Origin of the sequence: Streptomyces sp. NPDC047971, from assembly GCF_040653355.1 — a bacterium.
Lineage (GTDB): Bacteria > Actinomycetota > Actinomycetes > Streptomycetales > Streptomycetaceae > Streptomyces.
In genome coordinates this window covers 14,792-34,303 of record NZ_JBEZNW010000042.1, presented here as the reverse complement: position 1 = coordinate 34,303, position 19,512 = coordinate 14,792, and the positions used below count along the sequence as shown (strand labels likewise).

Here is a 19,512-nt window from a genome sequence, read left to right as displayed (position 1 = left end):
GCCCGTCTCCACCCGGCCCCTTAGTCCCGGCGCCCCCCGGCACCACCTGCGCCCCGTCAGCCGGTCGCGTCCTCCGGGCCCTTGTCGTCCGGCCAGACGCCGATGTGGTCCTGTTCCAGCTCCAGCATCACGCGGTGCTCCATGCCCAGCGTCCGCGTGTACTCCGCCGGCAGCTGCAGTCGTCCCGCGCGGTCGAGCATCGCGTACTCGCGTGCCACCAGGGACTCCTGGCCCTCCGCGTCGACCTCCGTGCGGCGCAGGACCTCGGAGGAGGTGCGGCCGTCGCGGATGGCGACCGTCCGGCGGACCTCGGAGGCGACCGCCTGGTCGTGGGTGACGATCACGATCGTCGTGCCCAGCTCCTCGTTGGCGCGGCGGAAGGCCGCGAAGACCTGTTCCCCCGTCGCCGAGTCCAGCTCACCGGTCGGCTCGTCCGCGAGCAGCACCGAGGGGGAGTTGGCCAGCGCGACCGCGATCGCCACCCGCTGCTGCTGACCGCCGGACATCTGGTGCGGCCGCCGGTCCCGGCAGTCCGCCACGTCCAGCATCGCGAGCAGCTCCTCCGCCCGTTCGCCCTTCCGCCTCGCCCTGCCCCGGCCGCCCCGCAACTGCATCGGCAGAGCCACGTTCTGCGCCGCCGTCAGATACGGGAGCAGGTTGCGCGCCGTCTGCTGCCAGACGAAGCCCACCACGTCCCGCCGGTACCGCAGCCGTGCCTTCGCGTCCATCGCCAGCAGATCGCGGCCGGCGACCTTCGCCGCTCCGGCCGTCGGCACGTCGAGGCCCGCGAGGATGTTCATCAGGGTGGACTTGCCGCTGCCCGAAGCTCCGACCAGGGCCATCAACTCGCCCTCCTTCACCAGGAGATCGAGTCCCTGGAGCGCCTGCACCTCCACACCGTCCGTGGTGAAGATCCGTACGAGCCGGTCGCAGGCGATCAGGGCGTCGTGCCCGTACGAGGGCCGGTCGCGGTGCGCGGTCGCCCGCTGCTCCAGCTCCGCGAGGCTGATGTCGGTCATCGTGCGTCTCCTGCCCTGAGTTCCTTGATCGCGCCTGTGCGCGCCGACCACCACGCCTGAAGGACGGCCGCCACCCCCGTCAGGACCACCACGCCCAGCGCGGGCAGCCCCAGCGACCACGGGTCCGCCCGCAGGGAGGCGCCGTCGAGGACGGCGAACCCCGGCGCCGCCGCCAGCGAGAGCCGGACCAGATCCACGCCCGGCCCGAGCAGCAGGATCGTCGCCCAGCCGACCAGTGTGCCGCCGACCGCGGCGAGCAGCGCCTGCGGCAGCGCCTCGAACGCGAGGAGCCGCCGGCCCTGCCGCCGGGTCAGGCCCATCGTCCGCAGCCGGGCCAGGAGCGTGGCCCGTTCCGGTGCGGACTGCGTCAGCGACAGCAGGACGGCGAGCACCGCGTAACCGGCGCCCGCCCCGATCGCCGCCAGATAGATCCGCTCGGCACCCGACTGCATCGGCGAGTCCACATAGGTGGCCCGCCGTTCGGTCCGCAGCACCACCGAGAGGTTCGGGGACGCCGCCGCGACCGTGGCCCGCAGGGCCTTCCCGTCGACCGAAGGGCCCGAGGCCAGCAGGTCGGTGTCCGCCCGGTTGGTCAGGTCGGCGGCGTTGACCAGCAGGAAGTCCCCGCCGGGCAGGGCGGGGGTGGAGGGCCGTACCGCCACGATCCGCACCTTGAACTCGCCCGCGGCCGCGGTCACGCTGCGCGGCTCCCCGCCGAGCCGCCGAGCGACCGCGGGGGAGGCGATCGCCGGCAGGACCCGGTCGTGGTCGATCCGGCCGCCGGTGCCGGTGGACGTCAGCAGACCGGCGGAGAAGGGACCGAAGCCGGTCTGCCGGGCGAGACGGGTGTACGACTCCGGTTCCACCCCCACCAGTGGCACGGACGACGCCTCCCGGGTACGGCCGGTCCCTTCGGGAAGCGCCAGGCCGTACTCGATCTGGACCGCGGTCACGTCCCGCACCCCCGCCGACCCGCGCACCGCCGTCGTCAGACCGGCCGGCAGCGGCATCCCGTCGGTGTTCCCCGCGATCCGCGCGTCCGCGCCCGTCTCCAGGAGCGCGGCGCGGTCGCGGGCGTCGGCGACCCCGGCGAGCACCGAGCCGCCGAACGCGGCCGTCGACAGCGCCACCAGCAGCGCGAGCAGCGGCAGCGCGCCGGTCGCCGAGGAACGCCCGGCACGCGCGAGCGACAGATGTCCCACGGCGCCGCGCAGCCGGCGCGCCGGGCGGGCCGCCCAGCGCAGCGGCAGCGGGTACAGCCGTACGAGCACCAGCGCGGCGATCAGCGCGACCAGCACCGGGGCCGCGCTCACGAGGTAGTCCCCGGAATCGTCCGTACCGCGTCGGCGCAGCGCCACGACCGCGCCGACGGCCAGGACGAGCACGGTCAGTTCGGCGACCGTACGGCCCCGGGAGGGCCGGGCGTCGACCAGGTCCTGGCGTCCGCCGTGCGCGAGCGGCCTGCGGTGCAGGAACAGCGCGCGCAGCGGCAGTGCCAGCGTGGCGAGGAGCGCGACGGCGGAGGCCGAGGCCAGGGCGGGCAGGAAGCGGGCCTCGGGGAGGAGGACCGTGGCGAGCAGCAGACCGAGCCCGGCGGCGGGCAGGGCCAGGACGGCCGTCTCGCCGAGCAGCCGGACGCCGATGCCCGCGAGCGAGCCGCCGCGCGAGCGCAGCAGCGCCAGTTCGGCGGAGCGCCGGGCCGCGAACAGTCCGCCGGTCATGGCGAGGACGACCGCGGCGACCGCGCCGATGCCGAACGCGGCGACGGCCACGACCGGGGCGATCGCCGCACGCATCCCGCGATAGGCGCCGACGACCTCGTCGAGGTCGGTGTCGACGGCGCCGTTGCGGCCGATCGCCTCCCGGACCCGCACCAGGCCGGGCCCGCCGGACAGGGAGGCGACCGCCTCCCCGAGCTCGGGGGTGTCCTGCGCGGTGAGATGGCCGGTCGCCGGCGTGAGGCGCCAGTAGAGCTCCGGCTCGCCGTTGCCCGTCAGGAGCACGGGCCCCGCGGCGGGCGGGAGCAGCAGTCCGGCCTGCCAGTAGAACTGTGAGCCGTCGCCGCGCGGCACCACGGCGTACACGGGGTCCCGCAGCAGGGGTTCGACGGACCAGTAGGCGCCCGCGGGCCGTACCGGGTCCACGATGCCGGTGATGGTGACGGCGAGCGGGGCCGCGGAGAACTTGTCCGGCACGTGCACCACCGAACCGACCTTCAGCTTCAGGGACGTGGCCGTCGCCGTGGTGACGGCCGCCTCGCTGGTGCCCTTCACCGCGTCGGCCCGGGCGGGCAGCCGGCCCTCCCGCACCGTCGTGTGCTCGTCGAGCCCGGACGGTGTGGCCATGGTGAACTCGGGCGCTATCCCGAACGGCCGGGGAAGCCAGGGGTCGAGTCCGGTGACCCGCTTCGTGGTCCGCACGCCGTGCACCGACTCCCGGGGGTCGGCACGCAGCGGGGGCGGCAGCAGCTCCTCCAGCGCGGCGCGGTCCTCTGCCAGCCGCTGCGGCTCGATGCCTCCCTCAGCGGCCACCCGCGGAAGGAGGGTCGTGACGCCGAGGACCGCCTTGGCGGGTGCGGCGGTGGCGAGATGGTGCCGCAGGCCCTCGGTCTCGTACCCGTCGACGGTCCGGGGCAGGGCGGCGGCGAGGAAGGCGGTGACCAGGACGAGGAGGGCGAAGGCCCATGCCGTCCCCGGGGCGGTCCGCAGCCGGGTCCGCACCCAGGGCGCCACGGCGGGGGCGGGCTTGCGGGGCATGGCGGTCGCCTTCCTGCCGGCTGCGGTACGCATCACTGGTCCCCCTGGTGGCGCAGGGTCACGGCGGGGTCGGTGCGGCGCAGCGCGATCGTGGCGACGATCAGCAGCGGCAGAGCGGCGACCCCGGCGAGCAGCAGGGCGACGTGTCCGGGCGGGAGTTCGACCAGGACGCGGGGGACGGGCCGGGTCGCCTGCCCGGTCAGGACGACCAGCGGGACGACGGCCCGGGTCAGCACGGCGCCGAGGGCGACGCCCACCAGCAGGCCGATGCCGACCAGCAGGCCCTGTTCGGCGGCGATCAGCCGGGCCAGCTGGCGGCGCGGGGCGCCGAGCGCCCGCAACACCCCGAACTCGGCCGACCGTTCACGGGTCGAACCGGCCGCGCTGACCGCGAACCCGACCGCCGCGAGCGCCGCGGCGGCCGCCGCCACCGCCATCAGCGCGGCGTTGGGTCCGGCGCCGAGCGGGTCGCCGAGCAGCTCGGCGGCGGCCTCGTCGCGTACGAGGACCTGACCCGGGTCGGTGTCCGGTCGGGCCCGCAGCGCGCGGGCGACCTCGTCGGTCCGGCCGGGCGCGGCGGTCAGCCACCATTCGGTGGGCGACAGGGTCGCGGTGCGGTCGTGGGCGAGGTACTGGTTGGCGGCGTGCAGGTCGAGCAGGAGCGCGCCCCCGTCGTCGGAGGTGGCGGTCGGGGCGGCCGCGGACACGGCGCGGGCGCCGCTGCCGGTGGTGGGCAGCTCCCGGACGGTGTCGACGATGGTCACCCGCAGGCGCAGACCGGCGAGCGACACCTCCACCTCGTCGCCCTTCCTCGCCCCCGCCGCCGCGAGGAAGGCGTCGCTCGCGACCCCGCGCAGCTTCTTCGGAGGGGCGGGCCGCGGGGCGGCGATCCGTACGCCGAAGTCCTTCGGACCGTCTGAGAGGTCCGTACGGGAGACGCCGGCGACGTCGTAGGCGACCGAGAACGGCGCGGTGCCGGCCGGGCTCGTGGTGAGCGGGACCGGATCCTGCCACTCGCCGTCCGACGTGGTCCGGTACCCGGCGGTCCAGGCGGCCAGGGCGCGGGTGACATCGAGCGGTCGCTCGGCGCCCGGACCGTGCAGGGAGACGAGCCGCTCGACGGCGAGGGTCTGCCGACCGCCCGGGCCGTCGGCGATCCGTCCGTCCAGCTCCACACCGGTCAGGTGCAGCACCCCGCCGGCCGCCGGGCCGGTCCCGTCGGGGCCGAGGTCGAGGGAGAGCCGGTGCGGCTTCCCGTCGGCGGGCAGCGGCCCGAGGAGCTGACGGTACGGAACGCCGTGCCGGTCCTCCAGGACGACCGTCACCTGGACCGTCGCCGTGCCGGGCGGCGCGGTGCGCCGCAGGTCGAGGGCGAGGCCGCGGCTGCCGACAGGCAGGGCGAGCCCGGGGGGCGGGGCGTCCTCGGGTGCCAGGGACGTCAGCAGGGCGGAGGCGGGGCGGTCGGAGAGGTCGTCGCGGAGCAGGAACCCGTCGGCGGCGCGCCGGGTGTCCAGGGCGAGGACGGTCGCGGTCCTGTTCTCCGCCAGGTCCGTGGTGGCGCGGTGCGCGGGGGCCGCCGAGCCCAGTCCGGGCAGCGCGGCGTACCGCCCCGCCTCGGTCGGGTCGGGGGCGCCGCCGGTGAGGGACCGCAGGGCCGTGCCCGTACGGAAGTCGGCCCGGTCCTTCTGCGAGCGGTCCCAGGAGGCGCTCTGCCCGATGGCGAGCATCCCCATCGCGACGGCGAGGACCAGCAGCAGCACCGGGCCCGCGCCGCGCAGCGGCCGGCGGCTGAACTGCCAGCCGGCGAGCGCGGCCGGCAGCCCGCGGCCGCCCGCGGCGCGCCGCTCGGCGAGCCTGGCCGCCGGCGGCAGCAGCCGCAGGGTCAGGACGGTGCCGGCGAGCAGCGCGAGCGCGGGGGCGGCCACGAGCAGGGGGTCGATGCCGAGGGAGCCCCCGCGGTCGCCGTTGAGCGCCCCCGCGCCTCCGGACGCCCCGGTCTGCCGGTCGAGCTGCCAGTAGGCGACGGCGGCGACGAGGAGGAGACCGATGTCGGCCCCCGCCCGCACGGGTCCGGGCAGCGCGGCCGTACGGCCCTTGCGGAGCTTCACCACCGCGCCGTCCCCGGTGCTCAGCGCGGGCGCCACCACGGCTGCCGCGCAGCAGACGGCGACGAGCGCCGCGACCAGGGACACCTGGCCGAGAGGGGCGTCGTCGAGCCGCAGGCCCAGCGCGTCGAGGGAGGAGCGGTCGGCGAGCAGCCGGGTCAGCGGTCCGGCGAGGAGCGGGGCGATCACGGTGGCGGGCAGGGCGAGCAGCAGCGCCTCGACGGCGGCGAGGGCGGCGATCCGGCGCCGCGAACCGCCGCGGGCCCGCAGCAGGGCGGTCTCGCCCGACCGCTCGGAGCTGAGCAGCCGGGCGACGAGCAGCAGGGCGTACGCGGCGAGCAGCACCAGCTGCACGGCGACGATCATCAGGGTGGACCGGGAGACGAGGAGGGCCCGGTCGGTCTCGTCGAGGACGGTGGGCAGCGAGGTGTGCGCGGTGACGGTGGAACCGTACGGGGAGGGGTCGGCGGCGAGCGCCTTCGGCTCCGCCGTGGCGGAGGCGCGCAGGGCGTCCATCCGGCCGGTGGTGACCCCGGTGAAGTCGGCGGTGGCCAGCCAGGACGTCTCGCCCGTGGTGACCCGGCCGGAGCCGAGGACGGCGGGATCGGCGACCAGCGGGCCGTACGTCGTGAACACGACGGTCTGGATCCCGCGCCCGCCCGCCGGATCCAGCTGCCAGTAGAGGTCGGTGAGGTCGGCGGGGCGGTAGAGGCCCGTGACGCGGACCTTCACGGGCTTGCCGCCGAGCCGGTCGGTGAGGTCGAGGACGGTCCCCGGCCCGATCCGCAGCCGTGTGCCGGCCTCCTCGGGCACCGCGACGTCGACCGTTCCCCCGGACGCGCCGTCGCGGGGCCAGGCACCCTTCACGAGCGTGAGGCGCGACCGGTCGAGGGCGGCGATGTGGGTGAGGTCCGGTTCGCCGAGCCGCGCACCCGGGTCCTGAAGGCCCCGGGGCAGGGCGTACGGCCCCGAGCGCTCCAGCTTCCGGACGGTCACCGGCAGCCCGTCGAACGTCCGGGCGGCCGCCTCACGCGTCGCCGTGTCCGCGCCGGCCCGCTCGGCCGCGGGCACCTGCGCGGAGACGACGAGCGCGGCGGCGGGCGCGGCCCTGCCCTTCAGGGTGCCCTGGAGGGCGGCGTCGCCGACGGAGCCGGAGAAGGCCGCGAGCGCGGCGAGCACGGAGGTGGTCAGCAGCACGGCGAGGAGTGCCGCGGCGAGCAGCAGCCGGTGCGCTCTGACACGCAGCAGTACGAAGCCGGTCACCCATCCCCCTGAACCCCACCGAACGTTCATCCGATGCTTTCAGAGGGCACGCGCCCCTGGAAACCGCTTGCACGGGGACCTTGACTCGATCGTGACCGTTATCCGGGGCCACGACACCGGAATGCGTCAGTCCGCGGTGTTCACCATCGAGGCCGCCGCGTACGTCAGGTACTTCCACAGCTGGCTCTCGTGCTCGGGCGCCAGACCGAGCTCGTCCACCGCGTCCCGCATGTGCCTCAGCCAGGCGTCGTGCGCCGCCCTGTCCACCGTGAACGGGGCGTGCCGCATCCGCAGCCGGGGGTGGCCGCGGTTGTCGCTGTAGGTGCGGGGGCCGCCCCAGTACTGGATCAGGAAGAGCACGAGGCGCTCCTCCGCGGGCCCGAGGTCCTCCTCGGGGTACATCGGGCGCAGCAGGGGGTCCTCCGCGACGCCCTGGTAGAAGCGGCGGACGAGACGCCGGAAGGTCTCCTCGCCACCCACCTGCTCGTAGAAGGTCTGCTCCTGAAGTGTGCCGCGCGGAATCTCCATCACCGTTCCATCGTCTCAGATGCCCCGACCGAGGACCGGAGGTCTAGGACCACCGGCCCGCGGCCGGGACCGCTCGCCTCCCCACCGCCCGCGCAGGACAGTGGAGGCATGGGCGCTCAGCCGGAGGACGGCTTCGCCGAGGACGCCGCGCGGGCGCGACGGGTTCTCGTACGGGAGATCGAGGCGCACGGCGCTCTGCGCGACCCCGCCTGGCACACGGCCTTCTCCGAGGTGCCCCGCCATCTCTTCGTCCCCTCCTACTACGTCTCCGGGACCGGCGGCTACGAGCGGCTCTGGTGCGCAGACCCCGACCCCGGTCGGCGGGCACGCTGGCTGCGGGGCGCCTACCAGGACGAACCGCTGGCCACCCGGGTACGGGACGGGGAGCTGCTCACCTCCTCCAGCCAGCCCTCGCTGATGGCGCGGATGCTGGACGCCCTGGCGGTGCGGGACCGGCAGGACGTCCTGGAGATCGGCGCCGGCACCGGCTACAACGCCGCTCTGCTCAGCCACCGGCTCGGCGACGGGCACGTCAGCACCGTCGACCTGGACGAGGAGATCACCGAGTCCGCCCGCGTCCATCTCGCCGCCGCCGGATACCGGCCCGCCGTGCTCACCGGCGACGGCGCGCGGGGCTGCCCCGGACGCGCGCCCTTCGACCGGATCGTCGCGACCTGCACGGTGCCGTCGATCCCGTACGCCTGGCTCGTCCAGTGCCGCCCCGACGCGCTCGTCCTGGCACCGCTCTCCACCGGACTGATCCTGCTGCGGGTGCGTGACGCGTCCCACGCGGAGGGGCGGTTCCTGCCCACCTCCGCGTACTTCGTCGCGCTGCGCGGCGGCAACGCCCGCTTCCCCCGGCGGCGGCCGATGGGCCTCCCGCGCCAGGTGTACGACGACGAGCGCTTCCGCTTCCTGCGCACCCTCGCGGAGGGCACCCTCGACGCGCGCGAAGCGCTCTCGCTCTGGCAGCGCGAGCGGCGGCCGGAACGGGAGCGCTTCGGGGTGACGGTGCTCGGGGGCCGGCAGTGGGCCTGGCTCGACGACCCCGAGGGGCCGTACGCCTGGCCACTGCCGAGCGGCTGATCCCGTGGACCCGGCCGACTATCCCCGGCGCACCGTGATCGTCGTCCAGGCGCCGACGTGCACCCGGTCGCCGTCCTGGAGGGGGACGGGGACGTACGGCTGGATCGGTTCTTCACCACCGTTGATGGTGGTGCCGTTGGTGGAGTTCTGGTCCACCACCGCCCACGAGCCGTCCGGCTGCTGCACCAGCACGGCGTGCTGGTGCGAGACGCCCGGGTCCTCCGGCGGCACGGAGAGGTCGATGTCAGGGGACTCGCCGGTGGAGTGCCGGCGCCGGCCGATGCTCACCTGGTTCCCCTGGAGCGGCAGATGCTGCTCGGGGGAGTAGGCGGGCAGGTTGAGACCCGTGGCCTCCGGACCGCTGCGCTGCATCATCGCCATGAAGTAGTCGCGGTCCGGCCCGATGTACGCCGACCAGCCCGCGGCGGGCCGCTGCGGCGGGAACTGCTGCTGCGGGGGCTGGGGGGCGTGCTGTTGCGGGGCGTGCTGCTGGTGAGGCGGCTGCGGTGCGTGCTGTTGCGGCGCATGCTGCTGCATCGGGGGCGCCTGCGGCGGAGCCTGGGGCTGCGAGGGCGGCGGCAGCATCCAGTCGTCACCGCCGACGCCGTGCTGCGGCGGGGCCTGCGGCGCGGGCTGCTGAGGCGCATGCTGCCCGGGCGGCGGGCTCTGGAAGAACGACGGCGGGGGCTGCGGCGGTCCCTGCTGGAACCCCTGCGGCGGCTGCGGCGGTCCCTGCTGGAACCCCTGCGGCGGCTGCGGTGCCTGCGGTGCCTGCGGTGCCTGCGGGGGAGCCTGCCCCTGGGGCGGCTGCTGCACCGGCGGACGCTGCGGCGGCGCCTGGTGGTGGGTGGGGTCGGCGGACAGCGGCTCCGCGGGCCGGTTCATCTGCGAGGGCCGGGAGCTCTGGTAGTCGAACGGGTCCTGCTGCTGCGGAGCCTGCGGCTGCGGCGGACGCGGCGGCGACTGGAAGCCCGGCGGCAGGTTGAGGCCCGGCGGCGGGCTCTGCTGCGAGGAGGGCGGTGCCACCGGCGTGTACGAGGTCGCCGTGTTGGTCAGGAAGTTCCAGCGGCACTCCTCGCAGAACGGGGCCATCGCCTCGCGCGGGGTGCGGCACTGGGGGCAGAGCTCCGCCTGGGCGGTCGCGTTCGGGTCGTAACCCCCGGGGCCGGCGCCGGGCCCCTGTCCGGGTCCGGCCGGGCCCGGGTATCCGTACGCGGGCGGCGGCGGGGGAGGCGGCGGTACGGCACCCGCCGGCGCACCCGCCCCGGCCATGCGGTGGCCGCAGACCTCGCACCAGTCGTCGGAGACCGACTGGTGTCCGTTCGGGCAGGTCGGCATGTCGGTGCTTCCCCCTCTCGTCGTCCGGCCCCCTGGCCGGGCTACTTCTTGACGCGAACCGTCTTGGTGGAGCGGGTCTCGAGAGTCATCTCGTCCGCTTCCGCGACCTTCGCCTTCAAACGCACAGTACCTGTCGCCGCGTCGACGACGTCCACCACCTTCGAAAGCAGTTTCGCGGTGTCCTGGTTGCCCGAGGCGGCCGCGAGCTGCACCGCGCGCCCCAGCTTGGCCGTCGCCCCGTCGTGGTCACCGGACTTGCGGGCGTCCAGGCCCTGCTGGATGACCTGTGCCAATTCGGCCTGACCCGTGTAGTGCGCGACCTGTGGATTGATCGACGTGGACATCGCCATGTCGTCCGTCCACACCGCCCTGACCAGGCCCTGTCCCAGCGTCCGGGGAGTGCCGCCCGCCGGGTCGGGGACGATCAGCGAGACCCGGGCCGCGAGCATCTCCTGGCCGATTTGGGCCTGTGGAACACGGACGCAGACGTGGTAGTCCCGGGACTCGTCGCCCCAGGATCCGGTCGGGTAGTCACCGGCCCGCGGGGGCACCTCGGTCCGGCGCGGGGTCAGATCCGCGACGGTGGGCGCGACCTGCTTCACGAAGGAGATCTCCACCCCGACCGGGGTCCACAGGCGCAGCGCGACGTCCGCGACCTCCTTGCCCATGGTGTTCTCCATCATGCTGGTGAAGTCCGTGGCGAGGCCCGTCGGGTCGGCCACGATGTCCGCCGTGCCGAGCAGGGCGGAGGCGATGCCGGTGACCTCCTTGACCTCCCAGTCCGTACCGACACCGCGCGCGTCACAGGTGAACCGGCCCGCGCAGGCGTCCAGAGCGCTCCGCAGGTCCTCCGGCGACTCGTGCTCGTTCCGGCCGTCGGTGAGCAGGACACCGTGCCGGATCGACACCTCGGCGGAGGCGAGGAGGCGGTCCGCGAGGGAGAGCCAGGTGCCGATCGCCGTACCGCCGCCCGCGCTCAGCCGGCGCAGCGCGTCCTTGGCCTGGCCACGGGTGGCCGGTCCCGCGACGGCGAGGCCGCCGTTGCCGGGGTAGACCTCGTTCGCCACGTGCGTGCCGGCGATCACGGCGAAGAAGGTGCCGTCGCGCAGGGCGTCGATGGCGGCGGCCGTCGCGTCCCGCGCGCCGCGCATCTTCGTCGGCGGGTAGTCCATCGAACCGGAGCAGTCGACCATGATCACCACGGCGGCGTCGGCTCCGGTGCCGGCCGGCGCCCTTCCGCCGCTGGTGCCCCCGCCGGTCGAGGTGACCGTGACGATCGCGTTGACCTCGCGCCCGCCCTCGGGCAGGAACTCGTTCTGGAACACGTCCACCGCGAACTGAGGCACGTTCGACTTGGAGAAGTTCGCCATGGGTTGAGGCTCCTCGACAGACAAGCGTGAAAGGTGAAAGGGGCAGGGCGCAGGCGACGGCTCAGGCCGATCCTGCCCCTTGCGGGGAGAGGACGAACGGCAGCAGGGCCACCGTTACGTTGTCGTGGCCCCCGCCGTCCAGGGCGTGACCGACCAGCACCTGGGCGCCGTGCAACAGCCGTCCGGCGGCGTCCTGCGGCACGACCCGGGCCATGTCCTCGGCGGCCTCCGCGTAGTTCCAGAGCCCGTCGGTGCAGACCACGACCACACCGGACCGGTCCGGCTTGAACGCGGCCGTGTGCGGCTCCAGTTCGTACGCGTCGGCGCCCAGCCAGCCGGTGATGGCGTGGGCGCGCTCGTCCGCGTACGCCTCCGCCTCGTTCATCAGACCCGCGGCGACCATCTGGGCCGCCCACGAGTCGTCCTGGGTCAGCCGGGCGGGCGGCGAGGTGCGGTCGTCCGGCACCCAGTAGGCCCGGCTGTCGCCGACCCAGCCGACGATCAGCAGCCCGTCGGCGACGACCGCGCCGACGATGGTGCACGCCGGGGCGTTCTGGTGGCGGTGCTGATCGTGCTCCATGCCGCCCTGGGCGGGCTCCTCGGCCAGGGAGTTGACCGCCTCCGCGGCGGCGACGATCGCCTCGTGCATGGCCTGCTGCGGGTGGGTGCCGCGGGGCAGGGCGGCGAGCAGCGACTGGCCGGCGGCGCTCGCGGCGGCGGCGGACGCCTCGTCGGGACGGGTCGCCGAGGAGACGCCGTCGCAGACGATCGCCAGGGTGGCGGGGGAGCCGTCGGGGAGCGCGGTGGCGGAGACCGTGAACGCGTCCTCGTTGCGGTGGTGGCGCAGGCCGCGGTCGCTGACGGCGGCGACCGCGGAGAGCTCCTGCTCCATGTGGTCGCGCTCGCGGGGCTGGGCGTGCCCGCAGTTCTCGCAGTAGCCGTCGGGGTCCACGTGGCCGGCGCGGCAGGCGACGCACAGCTTCGTCCCTGCGGGCGGTGCGGGCGTCGGCGGGACCGTACGCGGGTCGGGCGCGGCGAGCGCGAAGTCGCCGCCCGGGCCGGCGGAGCCGGGCGCCTCCGGGGCGCCCTGGGGGACCGCGGGGCCTTGGGGGGCTACGGCGCCCTGGGGGGCGACGGCAGCTTGGGGGGCGACGGGGCCCTGGGGGTCCACGGCGCCCGCCGTCTCGGCGGCGAGCGCCGCGAGGCCGCCGCCGGACGTCGCGGCGGCATGCGGTCCGTCCGTACGGACCGGGACGGTCGGCAGGTCCCGTGCCGGCCGCGCCGCGGCCTCCTCCGTGCTCGGGAGGTCGTGACCGCCCGAGTCCGTACCCGGCAGGTCGCCCGGGTGCTGGGTCACCGTCGAGAGCGAGCCGGGCTCGCGGGCCGGCGCGTCGGGCCAGTCGACCCGCGTGCCGATGGCCACGGTCGGACGGTCCTGCGCGGACGCCGGTACGGCCGACAGGTCGTATCCGCACGCACCGCAGAAGCGGTCACCCGTGTCCAGCGGCTCCGCGCAGCCGGGGCAGGCCGAGAGATCGTGCAGGGGCTTCTGGGACATACTCACACCCACGTCCTGGGGCGGAAACGGTTGGCCCGCTCCACCAGTTCGATCCTCTCCTCGCCCCGCTGAGCGAGCCGGGCGAGCACCCGGTACGAGCGTTCGAGGCCGAAGCGCAGTCCGCGCTCGTCCACTTCGCTGCCGAGCAGCATCGCGCCGCCGGGTCCCGCGCCGGGACTTCCGGAGAGTACCCAGTCGAGCGCCGTGCCGAGGACCTCTGTCGACAACTGCTCCCGGCGCACCGCGTCCAGACCGAAGCCCTGGAGCGCGGAGACCTGTGCCGCCGCCGCCGTCAGATCCGCGCCGAGCGGTTCGTTCGGCAGCCGCCGCCGGAGCCTGGCCCGCACGGCGGCGACCCGTGCCGCGGTGTAGTGGATCGACGCCTCCGGTACGGACTCCAGGGTGCGTACGGCCCCGGTGCGGTCACCGGCCGCCAGCTGCACCCGGGCGAGTCCGAACGCGGCGCTGACGAAGCTCGGGTCGGTCGCCCACACCAGGCGGTAGTACTCCGCCGCGTTGTCCAGCTGGCCCAGGACCTCGGCGCAGATGCCGAGGGCCAGCTTGGGCGCGGGCTCCCCGGGGAACGCGTCGTAGACCGCGTCGAAGGACAGCGCCGCGTTCTCGTGGTCGCCGGTCACCAGGGAGGTCAGACCGCGGTACCAGACCACCCGCCAGTCGTCGGGGACCTGTTCCTCGAGCGTGGCGAGCGCGCGACCGGCGGACCCCAGGTCGCCCATCTCCAGGCGGGCCCGGAGCTCGCGCAGCCGCAGCTCCGGGGAGGGCGCCGGAGCGTGGTGCAGGGCGCTGATCAGCTCCGCGGGCGCGGAGGCCATCAGGCCGGCGAGGAATCCGGCGTTCGGGTCCCCCGGGTCCACCCGGGGGACGGGCAGCGCGAGCGAGGTGGCCCGCCCGTCCAGGGGCGTGAGGAGCGGACCGGCGCCGACCGTCCCGGCGGCCGTGCCCGGCGGCAGGGCCTTGCGGCCGCGCCGTGTCTCCCGGGCGCCCAGGGCGGAGACGTCCTCCGTCGGCTCGGCGAACAACTGGGTGTCCGTGACCCGCAGTTCCGTGCCGAACAGCGTCGAGAGAGCCGGACGCGGACGGCCCGACTGGAGGGCGACGACCTCCCGCAGCACCCCGGTCAGCTGCTCCGCCATCTCCTGCGCGGAGGAGAACCGGCGGGCCGGGTCGGGGTCCGTCGCGCGCACCAGGAGCCGGTAGAACGACTCGTACATCCGGAAGACCTCGATGTGGTCCGGCTCCGGCAGCGAGTCGACGAAGACGTTCGTGTAGCCCTGGAAATCGAAGGTCAGCACCGCCAGCGTGCGCGCCACCGTGTAGAGATCGCTCGCCACCGACGGGCCGACCTCGGCCACCTCGGGCGCCTGGTAGCCGACCGTCCCGTAGATCGCGGACTCGTCGTCGTCCATCCGGCGGACCGCGCCCATGTCGATCAGCTTGAGCTGGTCCTCGGACTGGATCGCGTTGTCGACCTTGAAGTCGCAGTACAGCAGGTTCCGGCTGTGCAGGTGCCCCAGCGCCTCCAGGGCCTCGATCCCGTACGCACACGCCTGCTCCACCGGCAGCGGATCGCGCCGGCCGTCCGCGGCCCTGCGGTCGTTGGCGATCTCCTTGAGCGACTTGCCGCCGACGTACTCCATGACGATGTAGCCGTCCATGGAGCCGGTGCGCTGGTCGAGGTGCTCGACGAAGTTGTAGATCCGGACGATGTTGGAGTGCTCGATCTCGGCGAGGAAGCGGCGCTCGGAGATCGCCGCGGCCATCGCGTCCTGGTCGCCGGTGTCGAGCAGACCCTTGAGCACCACCCAGCGGTCGGAGACCGCCCGGTCGACGGCGAGGTAGATCCAGCCGAGCCCGCCGTGCGCGAGACAGCCCGCGACCTCGTACTGCCCGTGCACGATGTCGCCGCCGCGCAGCTTCGGCACGAAGGAGTACGGGTGGCCGCACTTGGTGCAGAAGCCCTCGGTGCGGCCCGGCCGGTCACCGCGCGCACGGCCCACCGGAGCTCCGCAGTCGGAACGCGAGCAGAATCGCTTCCGCTCGGGAACCTCGGGATTCTCCATGACCGCGGCGCGGGGGTCCGGACGCGGCACCTCGGGGATCGAGACCAGGCCCGCGCCCAGCCGGTTCCGCCCGGACTGGCCCGCCGACGCGCCCGAGCTGCGCACCGAGACCGAACGGCTGCTGTTCCCGCCCGACAGCGAGCGCGACAGCCGCCCGGAGACCGAACGGCGCGACGTGGACGAGCGGGAGGAACGCGAGGAACTCGTGGTGGACGCCGCCGAGCTCGCCCGCGACGAGGTCGACCCCTTGCCGGGCACGGCCATCCCGGTCGGGTTGGCCTGCAGCATTCCGCCCGGCGCCACGACCGGCGCGAGCCCGCAGGTGTCGCAGTACAGCTCGCCGTCGCCCATGTCCTCGTACGATCCCTCGCACGAGGGACGCTGACAGGTGCTCACCACTGACTCCCTCTCGCATCTCGGGGCCCGGACAGGACCTCCGCGGCCGCCTGCTGGTAGCGCAGCACCGCCTGCTCGGCGACCCGCAGGTCGCAGGGCGCGCTCCACAGCATCCGGCGGGCCGCGTCGTACCGCTCGATCAGCAGCGGATCCTCGGCCGCTCCCAGACGGGCGACCTTCGCCTTGTACGCGTCGAGCCGGCCGCGCAGCTCGGCGCGGACCGCCAGCGGCGCGGTGACGGCGGTCAAGGACTCGCGGGCACGCATCAGTTCGTCCTCCGCCTCCCGCTCCAGGGACTCCAGGAGCGGGGAGAGCCGGTGCCACTGGGCGTGCCTGCGGTACTCGGCGGCCGTCGAGAGCCGTTCCTGGAGGACCGTCGGCGGGCCGCTGACCGCCGGCACCTCGGAGGCCGCGATCTTGGCGAGGACCTCGCCGCGCGCCGACCGGGCCTCGGCCAGCGTCCGGTCGGCCCGCGAGAGCACGTCCCGCAGCCGCAGCAGCCGCTCCTCGGAGTCCTGCCGCACCGCGAGGACCGCCTCGATCTCCCGCCGGATGTCCTCCAGCGCCCGCGCCGCCCGGTCGTACCGCTCCGTGTCGGGCCGTCCGCCACCGGGGGCCGAACTGCCCGCCGCGGGGCGCCAGAAGGAGAGCGGGTCGGTGACCACCTCGCCGCGCAGCGCGGTCAGCTCGGCCGTGATCGACTCCAGCTCGTCGCCCGCCGGGTGCTCCCCCGGCCGCACGCCGACCGAGTGCGCCAGCGAGCGCGTACGCCCCAGCTCGGCGGCGAGGAGATCTATCCGGGCGGGCAGCGCGGACCAGACGGCGTCGGCGGTCACCACCACGTCGAGCGAGGACGCGTACAGCTCGTTCATCCGCCGTACGAGCCCCTCCAGCGTGAACCGCTCGGAGAGCAGGGCCTGCTGCCGCGCCCCGCCCGAGACGACGACGCTCTCGCCGCGCAGCCGCTCGGTCAGCTCCTCCAGGTCCTCGCGGCTGGACCAGCGCCGCCGCGCCCGCAGCTCACGGGCCTCGCCCAGCGCCCCGGTGTAGGCGTCGAAGTACGTCCAGAGCAGCGTGATCGTCCGCTCGGCGGACTGCCAGCGGTCCCGGGTCCTGCCGGTCAGCTCGGCGCCCTCCAGCAGCCTGCGGCCCGCGTGGTCCTGGAGCGCGAGGAGCGAGTCCTCGACCGCCTTGTGTTCCGCGCCGAGCCGCGCCAGCGCACGGTCCACCTCGTCCCGGTCCATCACCGGCCCGGGGGTGCCCGCGACGCCCATCGATCACCTCTCGCTCTACTTGTACTTCGGTGCGGGCGGCCCGGATATCCCGGGCAGGTCCGCCTTCAGCCACTTGTCGTACGCGGTCTTCCAAGGGCCCTGGCGGTACTGCACGAGGACCTGGTTGACCCGGCGGACCAGGTCGTCGTTGCCGAGCTTGGCGGCGACGCCGTAGTACTCGGTGGTGAACGGCCTGCCCTTGAGCTCGACCGCCGGGTCCTGCGCGGCCTGTCCGGCCCCCAGCGCGTTGTCCGTGAGGACGGCGTCGACCTCGCCCAGCTGGAGCCGCGCCAGACAGTCCAGCTGGTTCGGAACGGTCAGCAGGTCCTTGTCGGCCCCGGTGCCGTCCGCCTCGTCCTTGAACGTGGCGCCGAAGGAGTTCTTCTCCAGGGCCTCGTAGGCGGTGGAGCCCTCGGCCGTGCAGACCCGCTTGCCGCTGAGCGAGGAGTCGTACCCGGTGATCGTCGAGCCCTTGGGCGCGAGGATCTGCTGGCCGACCTGGAAGTAGGCGGTGGAGAAGGCGACCTGCTCGACCCGCTTGCAGTTGATCGTCATCGTCCGCACGACGAGGTCGACCTTGTCGCTCTCCAGCGCCGCGATCCGCTGGTTGGTGGGGACCGCCCGGAAGATGATGTCGTTCTCGCTGCCGAGGAGGTCCTTCGCGATGGCCTTCGCCAGATCGATGTCGAAGCCTTCGAGGGTGCGCTCCTCCGCGTTGCGGTAGCCCCAGCGGTAGCTGTTCTGGTCGACGCCGACGACGAGCTTCCCCCGGGCCTTGATCGCCGCGATCGAGGGTCCGTCGGCGCGCGAAGGGGTGAGCGACGCCTCCGGGTTCTCGCAGGTGTCCGCCTTCACGGGGATGCCGATGCCGACGCCCGGCCCGGTCGCCTCGGTGTGGCGCGAGTCGCCGCGGGCGCTGTGGGTGAGGGGCAGCAGGGTCAGCGACGCGGTCAGACCGCAGGCCACGGCCATGGCCGCCACACCGCCCCAGCCGCGCAGCCGGCCCAGCGGTCGCCGTCCGAGGAGCCGTCCGCGGAGCCCGGCCGGGTCGCGCGTCCTCGCGCCGTCGACGCCGTTCCGCATCCCGCCCCCTCTCACCGGTACTCCGACAGTCTGCGGTTGATGCCCACGATCGCGCCGGCCGCGCCGAACAGGCCGAGCACGGCGGCACCCAGCGGCAGGCCGGTCAGTGCTCCCCGGCCGCCCTCGGCGGCACTGGTGAACTCGGCCTGCTCGTGGACCAACGCCTTCTTCAGGGCGGCGTCGACCTGGTCGAACGACTGCCCGGTCGTCTCGTCGGGGCCGACGACCCGCAGCCGTGCCCCCTCGAAGTCGCCCGCGTCGTCCTTCGCGCGGGCGTCCTTGTGCCGGTCCTTCCACTCGGCGGTGCGTTCCGCCACGGTGGCCAGCGGGTCACGCCCGGCGTCGTCGTCGGCCAGCTCCCGGGCCTGGGCGAGCGCGTCGGTCAGCGCGGTCATGCTGTTCGTGTAGTCCGTCTCGTACTTGTCGTTCTTGCCGTCCTCGGTGAGGACGGCGCCGCGCGCCACCAGGGTCAGGTTCTCGTTGGCCCGCGCCTTCAGGGAGCTGATCCGGGCGGCGTTGAGGACCTGGAGCGAGCTCTGCCCGTGCTCGCGGGCCTCGTCGAGTCCGGCACGGGCCACGGTGTGCGCCGCCGCGGTCCACAGCAGCACGACCACGCAGGCGGCGGTGGCCGCGAGCAGACCATGGTTGAACACCCGGTTCGTCAGGGCGTAGTTGCGCCGCTGGACCAGGACCAGGGCGGCGAGCGCGAGCAGGCCGAGCACGAGGGAGAGGTACGGCCAGTCGCGGGCCTCCTCGTCGTCCTGCTGGAGGCGCGCGGTCTCCGCCGCGTACAGGCGCTCGGCGGCGGGCAGCAGTTCGCTGGTCATCTGCTTGTTGGCGTACCGCAGATAGGCGCCGCCGAGCGGCAGGCCCTGACGGTTGGCGGCGCGGGCCCGCTCGATCAGTCCGGTGTAGCGGGGGAGCTGCTCGTTGAGGGTGGCGATCTCGCGGGCCGACTCGGTCGAACCCTCGGTGCTCGCCGCGGCCTTGACCAGGAGGCGGGAGGCGGTCCTGATGTCGTCGGCGTACCGCTTCTGGACGTCCGCGGGCTCCTGCGCGCCGGCCAGGAAGGCGCTGGCCGCGGCGGTGTCGGCGTCGGCGAGCGAGCGGTAGATGTCGGCGGCGTCGGCGCTCAGCGGCTGGCTGCGGCTCACCACGTCGTCGGCGGAGGAGGCCCGGTCGGCGACCTCGAAGGCGCCGACCGCCCCGAACGCGACGACCAGCAGGGCCAGTACGGCTCCCAGGATCTGCAGCCGCCCCGGCTCGGTCGTGGCGGCGCGGCGCAGCCGGTCCTTGACCTCGCCCCAGGCGCCAGGACCGGCGGGGGGCGGGGGGACGGGCGGCACGGAGGGCTGCGCGGGCACGACCGTGCCCGGCTGCGCCGGCGCGGTGCCCGGTACCGAGGCGGCGGGCGCATTCGGCGGGTATGTCAACGTGGCCTCCCCCTCGGTCGATGACGACTCCCCGGAGGGAAGTATGGCCTCAGGGGCCCCACCCGCACACCAGGAATGACGCGATCTTGTTCCTATCGTGCCTCAGGTCCGCGCCACCCCATCAGGCGAACCCCCTGCCATGAATACGCCTCCCGGCCGGAATCGGTTCCCTCACGCGGGGGTGAACACGACCGGCGGGGGCGCCCCGAAGGACGCCCCCGC

General features: G+C 74.7%; 12 protein-coding genes. 1 reads left to right on the top strand and 11 read right to left on the bottom strand.

The genetic code is table 11. From position 1 onward, the window contains the following. Positions 1 to 56: 56 nt before the first annotated feature. The 4 genes from AB0D99_RS29630 to AB0D99_RS29615 all read right to left on the bottom strand — a co-directional run bounded on the left by AB0D99_RS29630 (position 57) and on the right by AB0D99_RS29615 (position 7,674). Complete coding sequence (locus tag AB0D99_RS29630; RefSeq protein WP_362368950.1) at positions 57 to 1,019, bottom strand: ABC transporter ATP-binding protein; 963 nt, start codon at positions 1,017 to 1,019, stop codon at positions 57 to 59. Further along, positions 1,016 to 3,808, bottom strand: coding sequence for an FtsX-like permease family protein (locus tag AB0D99_RS29625; protein WP_362368947.1), 2,793 nt, complete (start codon positions 3,806 to 3,808; stop codon positions 1,016 to 1,018). The genes AB0D99_RS29630 and AB0D99_RS29625 overlap by 4 nt, the downstream gene beginning before the upstream one ends. Beyond that, on the bottom strand, positions 3,808 to 7,143 hold the full coding sequence (locus AB0D99_RS29620) for an ABC transporter permease (RefSeq protein ID WP_362368944.1): 3,336 nt from the start codon (positions 7,141 to 7,143) through the stop codon (positions 3,808 to 3,810). Before AB0D99_RS29620 ends, AB0D99_RS29625 begins: the two co-directional genes overlap by 1 nt. A 126-nt stretch (positions 7,144 to 7,269) precedes the next feature. Continuing rightward, a complete protein-coding gene (locus tag AB0D99_RS29615; protein ID WP_362368941.1) occupies positions 7,270 to 7,674 on the bottom strand; it encodes a globin in 405 nt (134 codons plus the stop codon). A 105-nt stretch (positions 7,675 to 7,779) separates the two neighbouring features. Here AB0D99_RS29615 and AB0D99_RS29610 point away from each other — a divergent pair, with 105 nt between their 5' ends. Continuing rightward, entirely contained in the window at positions 7,780 to 8,757 is a 978-nt protein-coding gene (locus tag AB0D99_RS29610) for a methyltransferase domain-containing protein (RefSeq protein ID WP_362368938.1), read from the top strand. 18 nt (positions 8,758 to 8,775) lie between these two features. Here the strand turns inward: AB0D99_RS29610 and AB0D99_RS29605 are convergent, their stop codons facing one another. From AB0D99_RS29605 to AB0D99_RS29575, 7 genes are all read right to left on the bottom strand, one after another. After that, positions 8,776 to 10,095 carry an FHA domain-containing protein gene (locus AB0D99_RS29605; RefSeq protein ID WP_362368934.1) on the bottom strand — a complete coding sequence of 440 codons (1,320 nt, stop codon included), beginning with the start codon at positions 10,093 to 10,095 and terminating at the stop codon, positions 8,776 to 8,778. Positions 10,096 to 10,136: 41 nt separating this feature from the next. Next, positions 10,137 to 11,465, bottom strand: a complete 1,329-nt coding sequence (locus AB0D99_RS29600; protein ID WP_362368931.1) for a VWA domain-containing protein — start codon at positions 11,463 to 11,465, stop codon at positions 10,137 to 10,139. Between the two features lie 61 nt (positions 11,466 to 11,526). Further along, the gene (locus tag AB0D99_RS29595) at positions 11,527 to 13,023 is read right to left on the bottom strand and encodes a protein phosphatase 2C domain-containing protein (RefSeq protein WP_362368928.1); all 1,497 of its coding nucleotides are present in this window, start codon (positions 13,021 to 13,023) and stop codon (positions 11,527 to 11,529) included. Between the two features lie 2 nt (positions 13,024 to 13,025). Beyond that, the gene (locus tag AB0D99_RS29590; RefSeq protein ID WP_362369014.1) at positions 13,026 to 15,455 is read right to left on the bottom strand and encodes a tetratricopeptide repeat protein; all 2,430 of its coding nucleotides are present in this window, start codon (positions 15,453 to 15,455) and stop codon (positions 13,026 to 13,028) included. Between the two features lie 41 nt (positions 15,456 to 15,496). After that, positions 15,497 to 16,774 carry a hypothetical protein gene (locus AB0D99_RS29585; RefSeq protein WP_362368925.1) on the bottom strand — a complete coding sequence of 426 codons (1,278 nt, stop codon included), beginning with the start codon at positions 16,772 to 16,774 and terminating at the stop codon, positions 15,497 to 15,499. Positions 16,775 to 16,789: 15 nt separating this feature from the next. Continuing rightward, complete coding sequence (locus AB0D99_RS29580) at positions 16,790 to 17,857, bottom strand: glutamate ABC transporter substrate-binding protein (RefSeq protein ID WP_362368922.1); 1,068 nt, start codon at positions 17,855 to 17,857, stop codon at positions 16,790 to 16,792. Between the two features lie 11 nt (positions 17,858 to 17,868). Beyond that, the gene (locus AB0D99_RS29575; protein WP_362369011.1) at positions 17,869 to 19,203 is read right to left on the bottom strand and encodes a hypothetical protein; all 1,335 of its coding nucleotides are present in this window, start codon (positions 19,201 to 19,203) and stop codon (positions 17,869 to 17,871) included. Between the last annotated feature and the right edge of the window lie 309 nt (positions 19,204 to 19,512).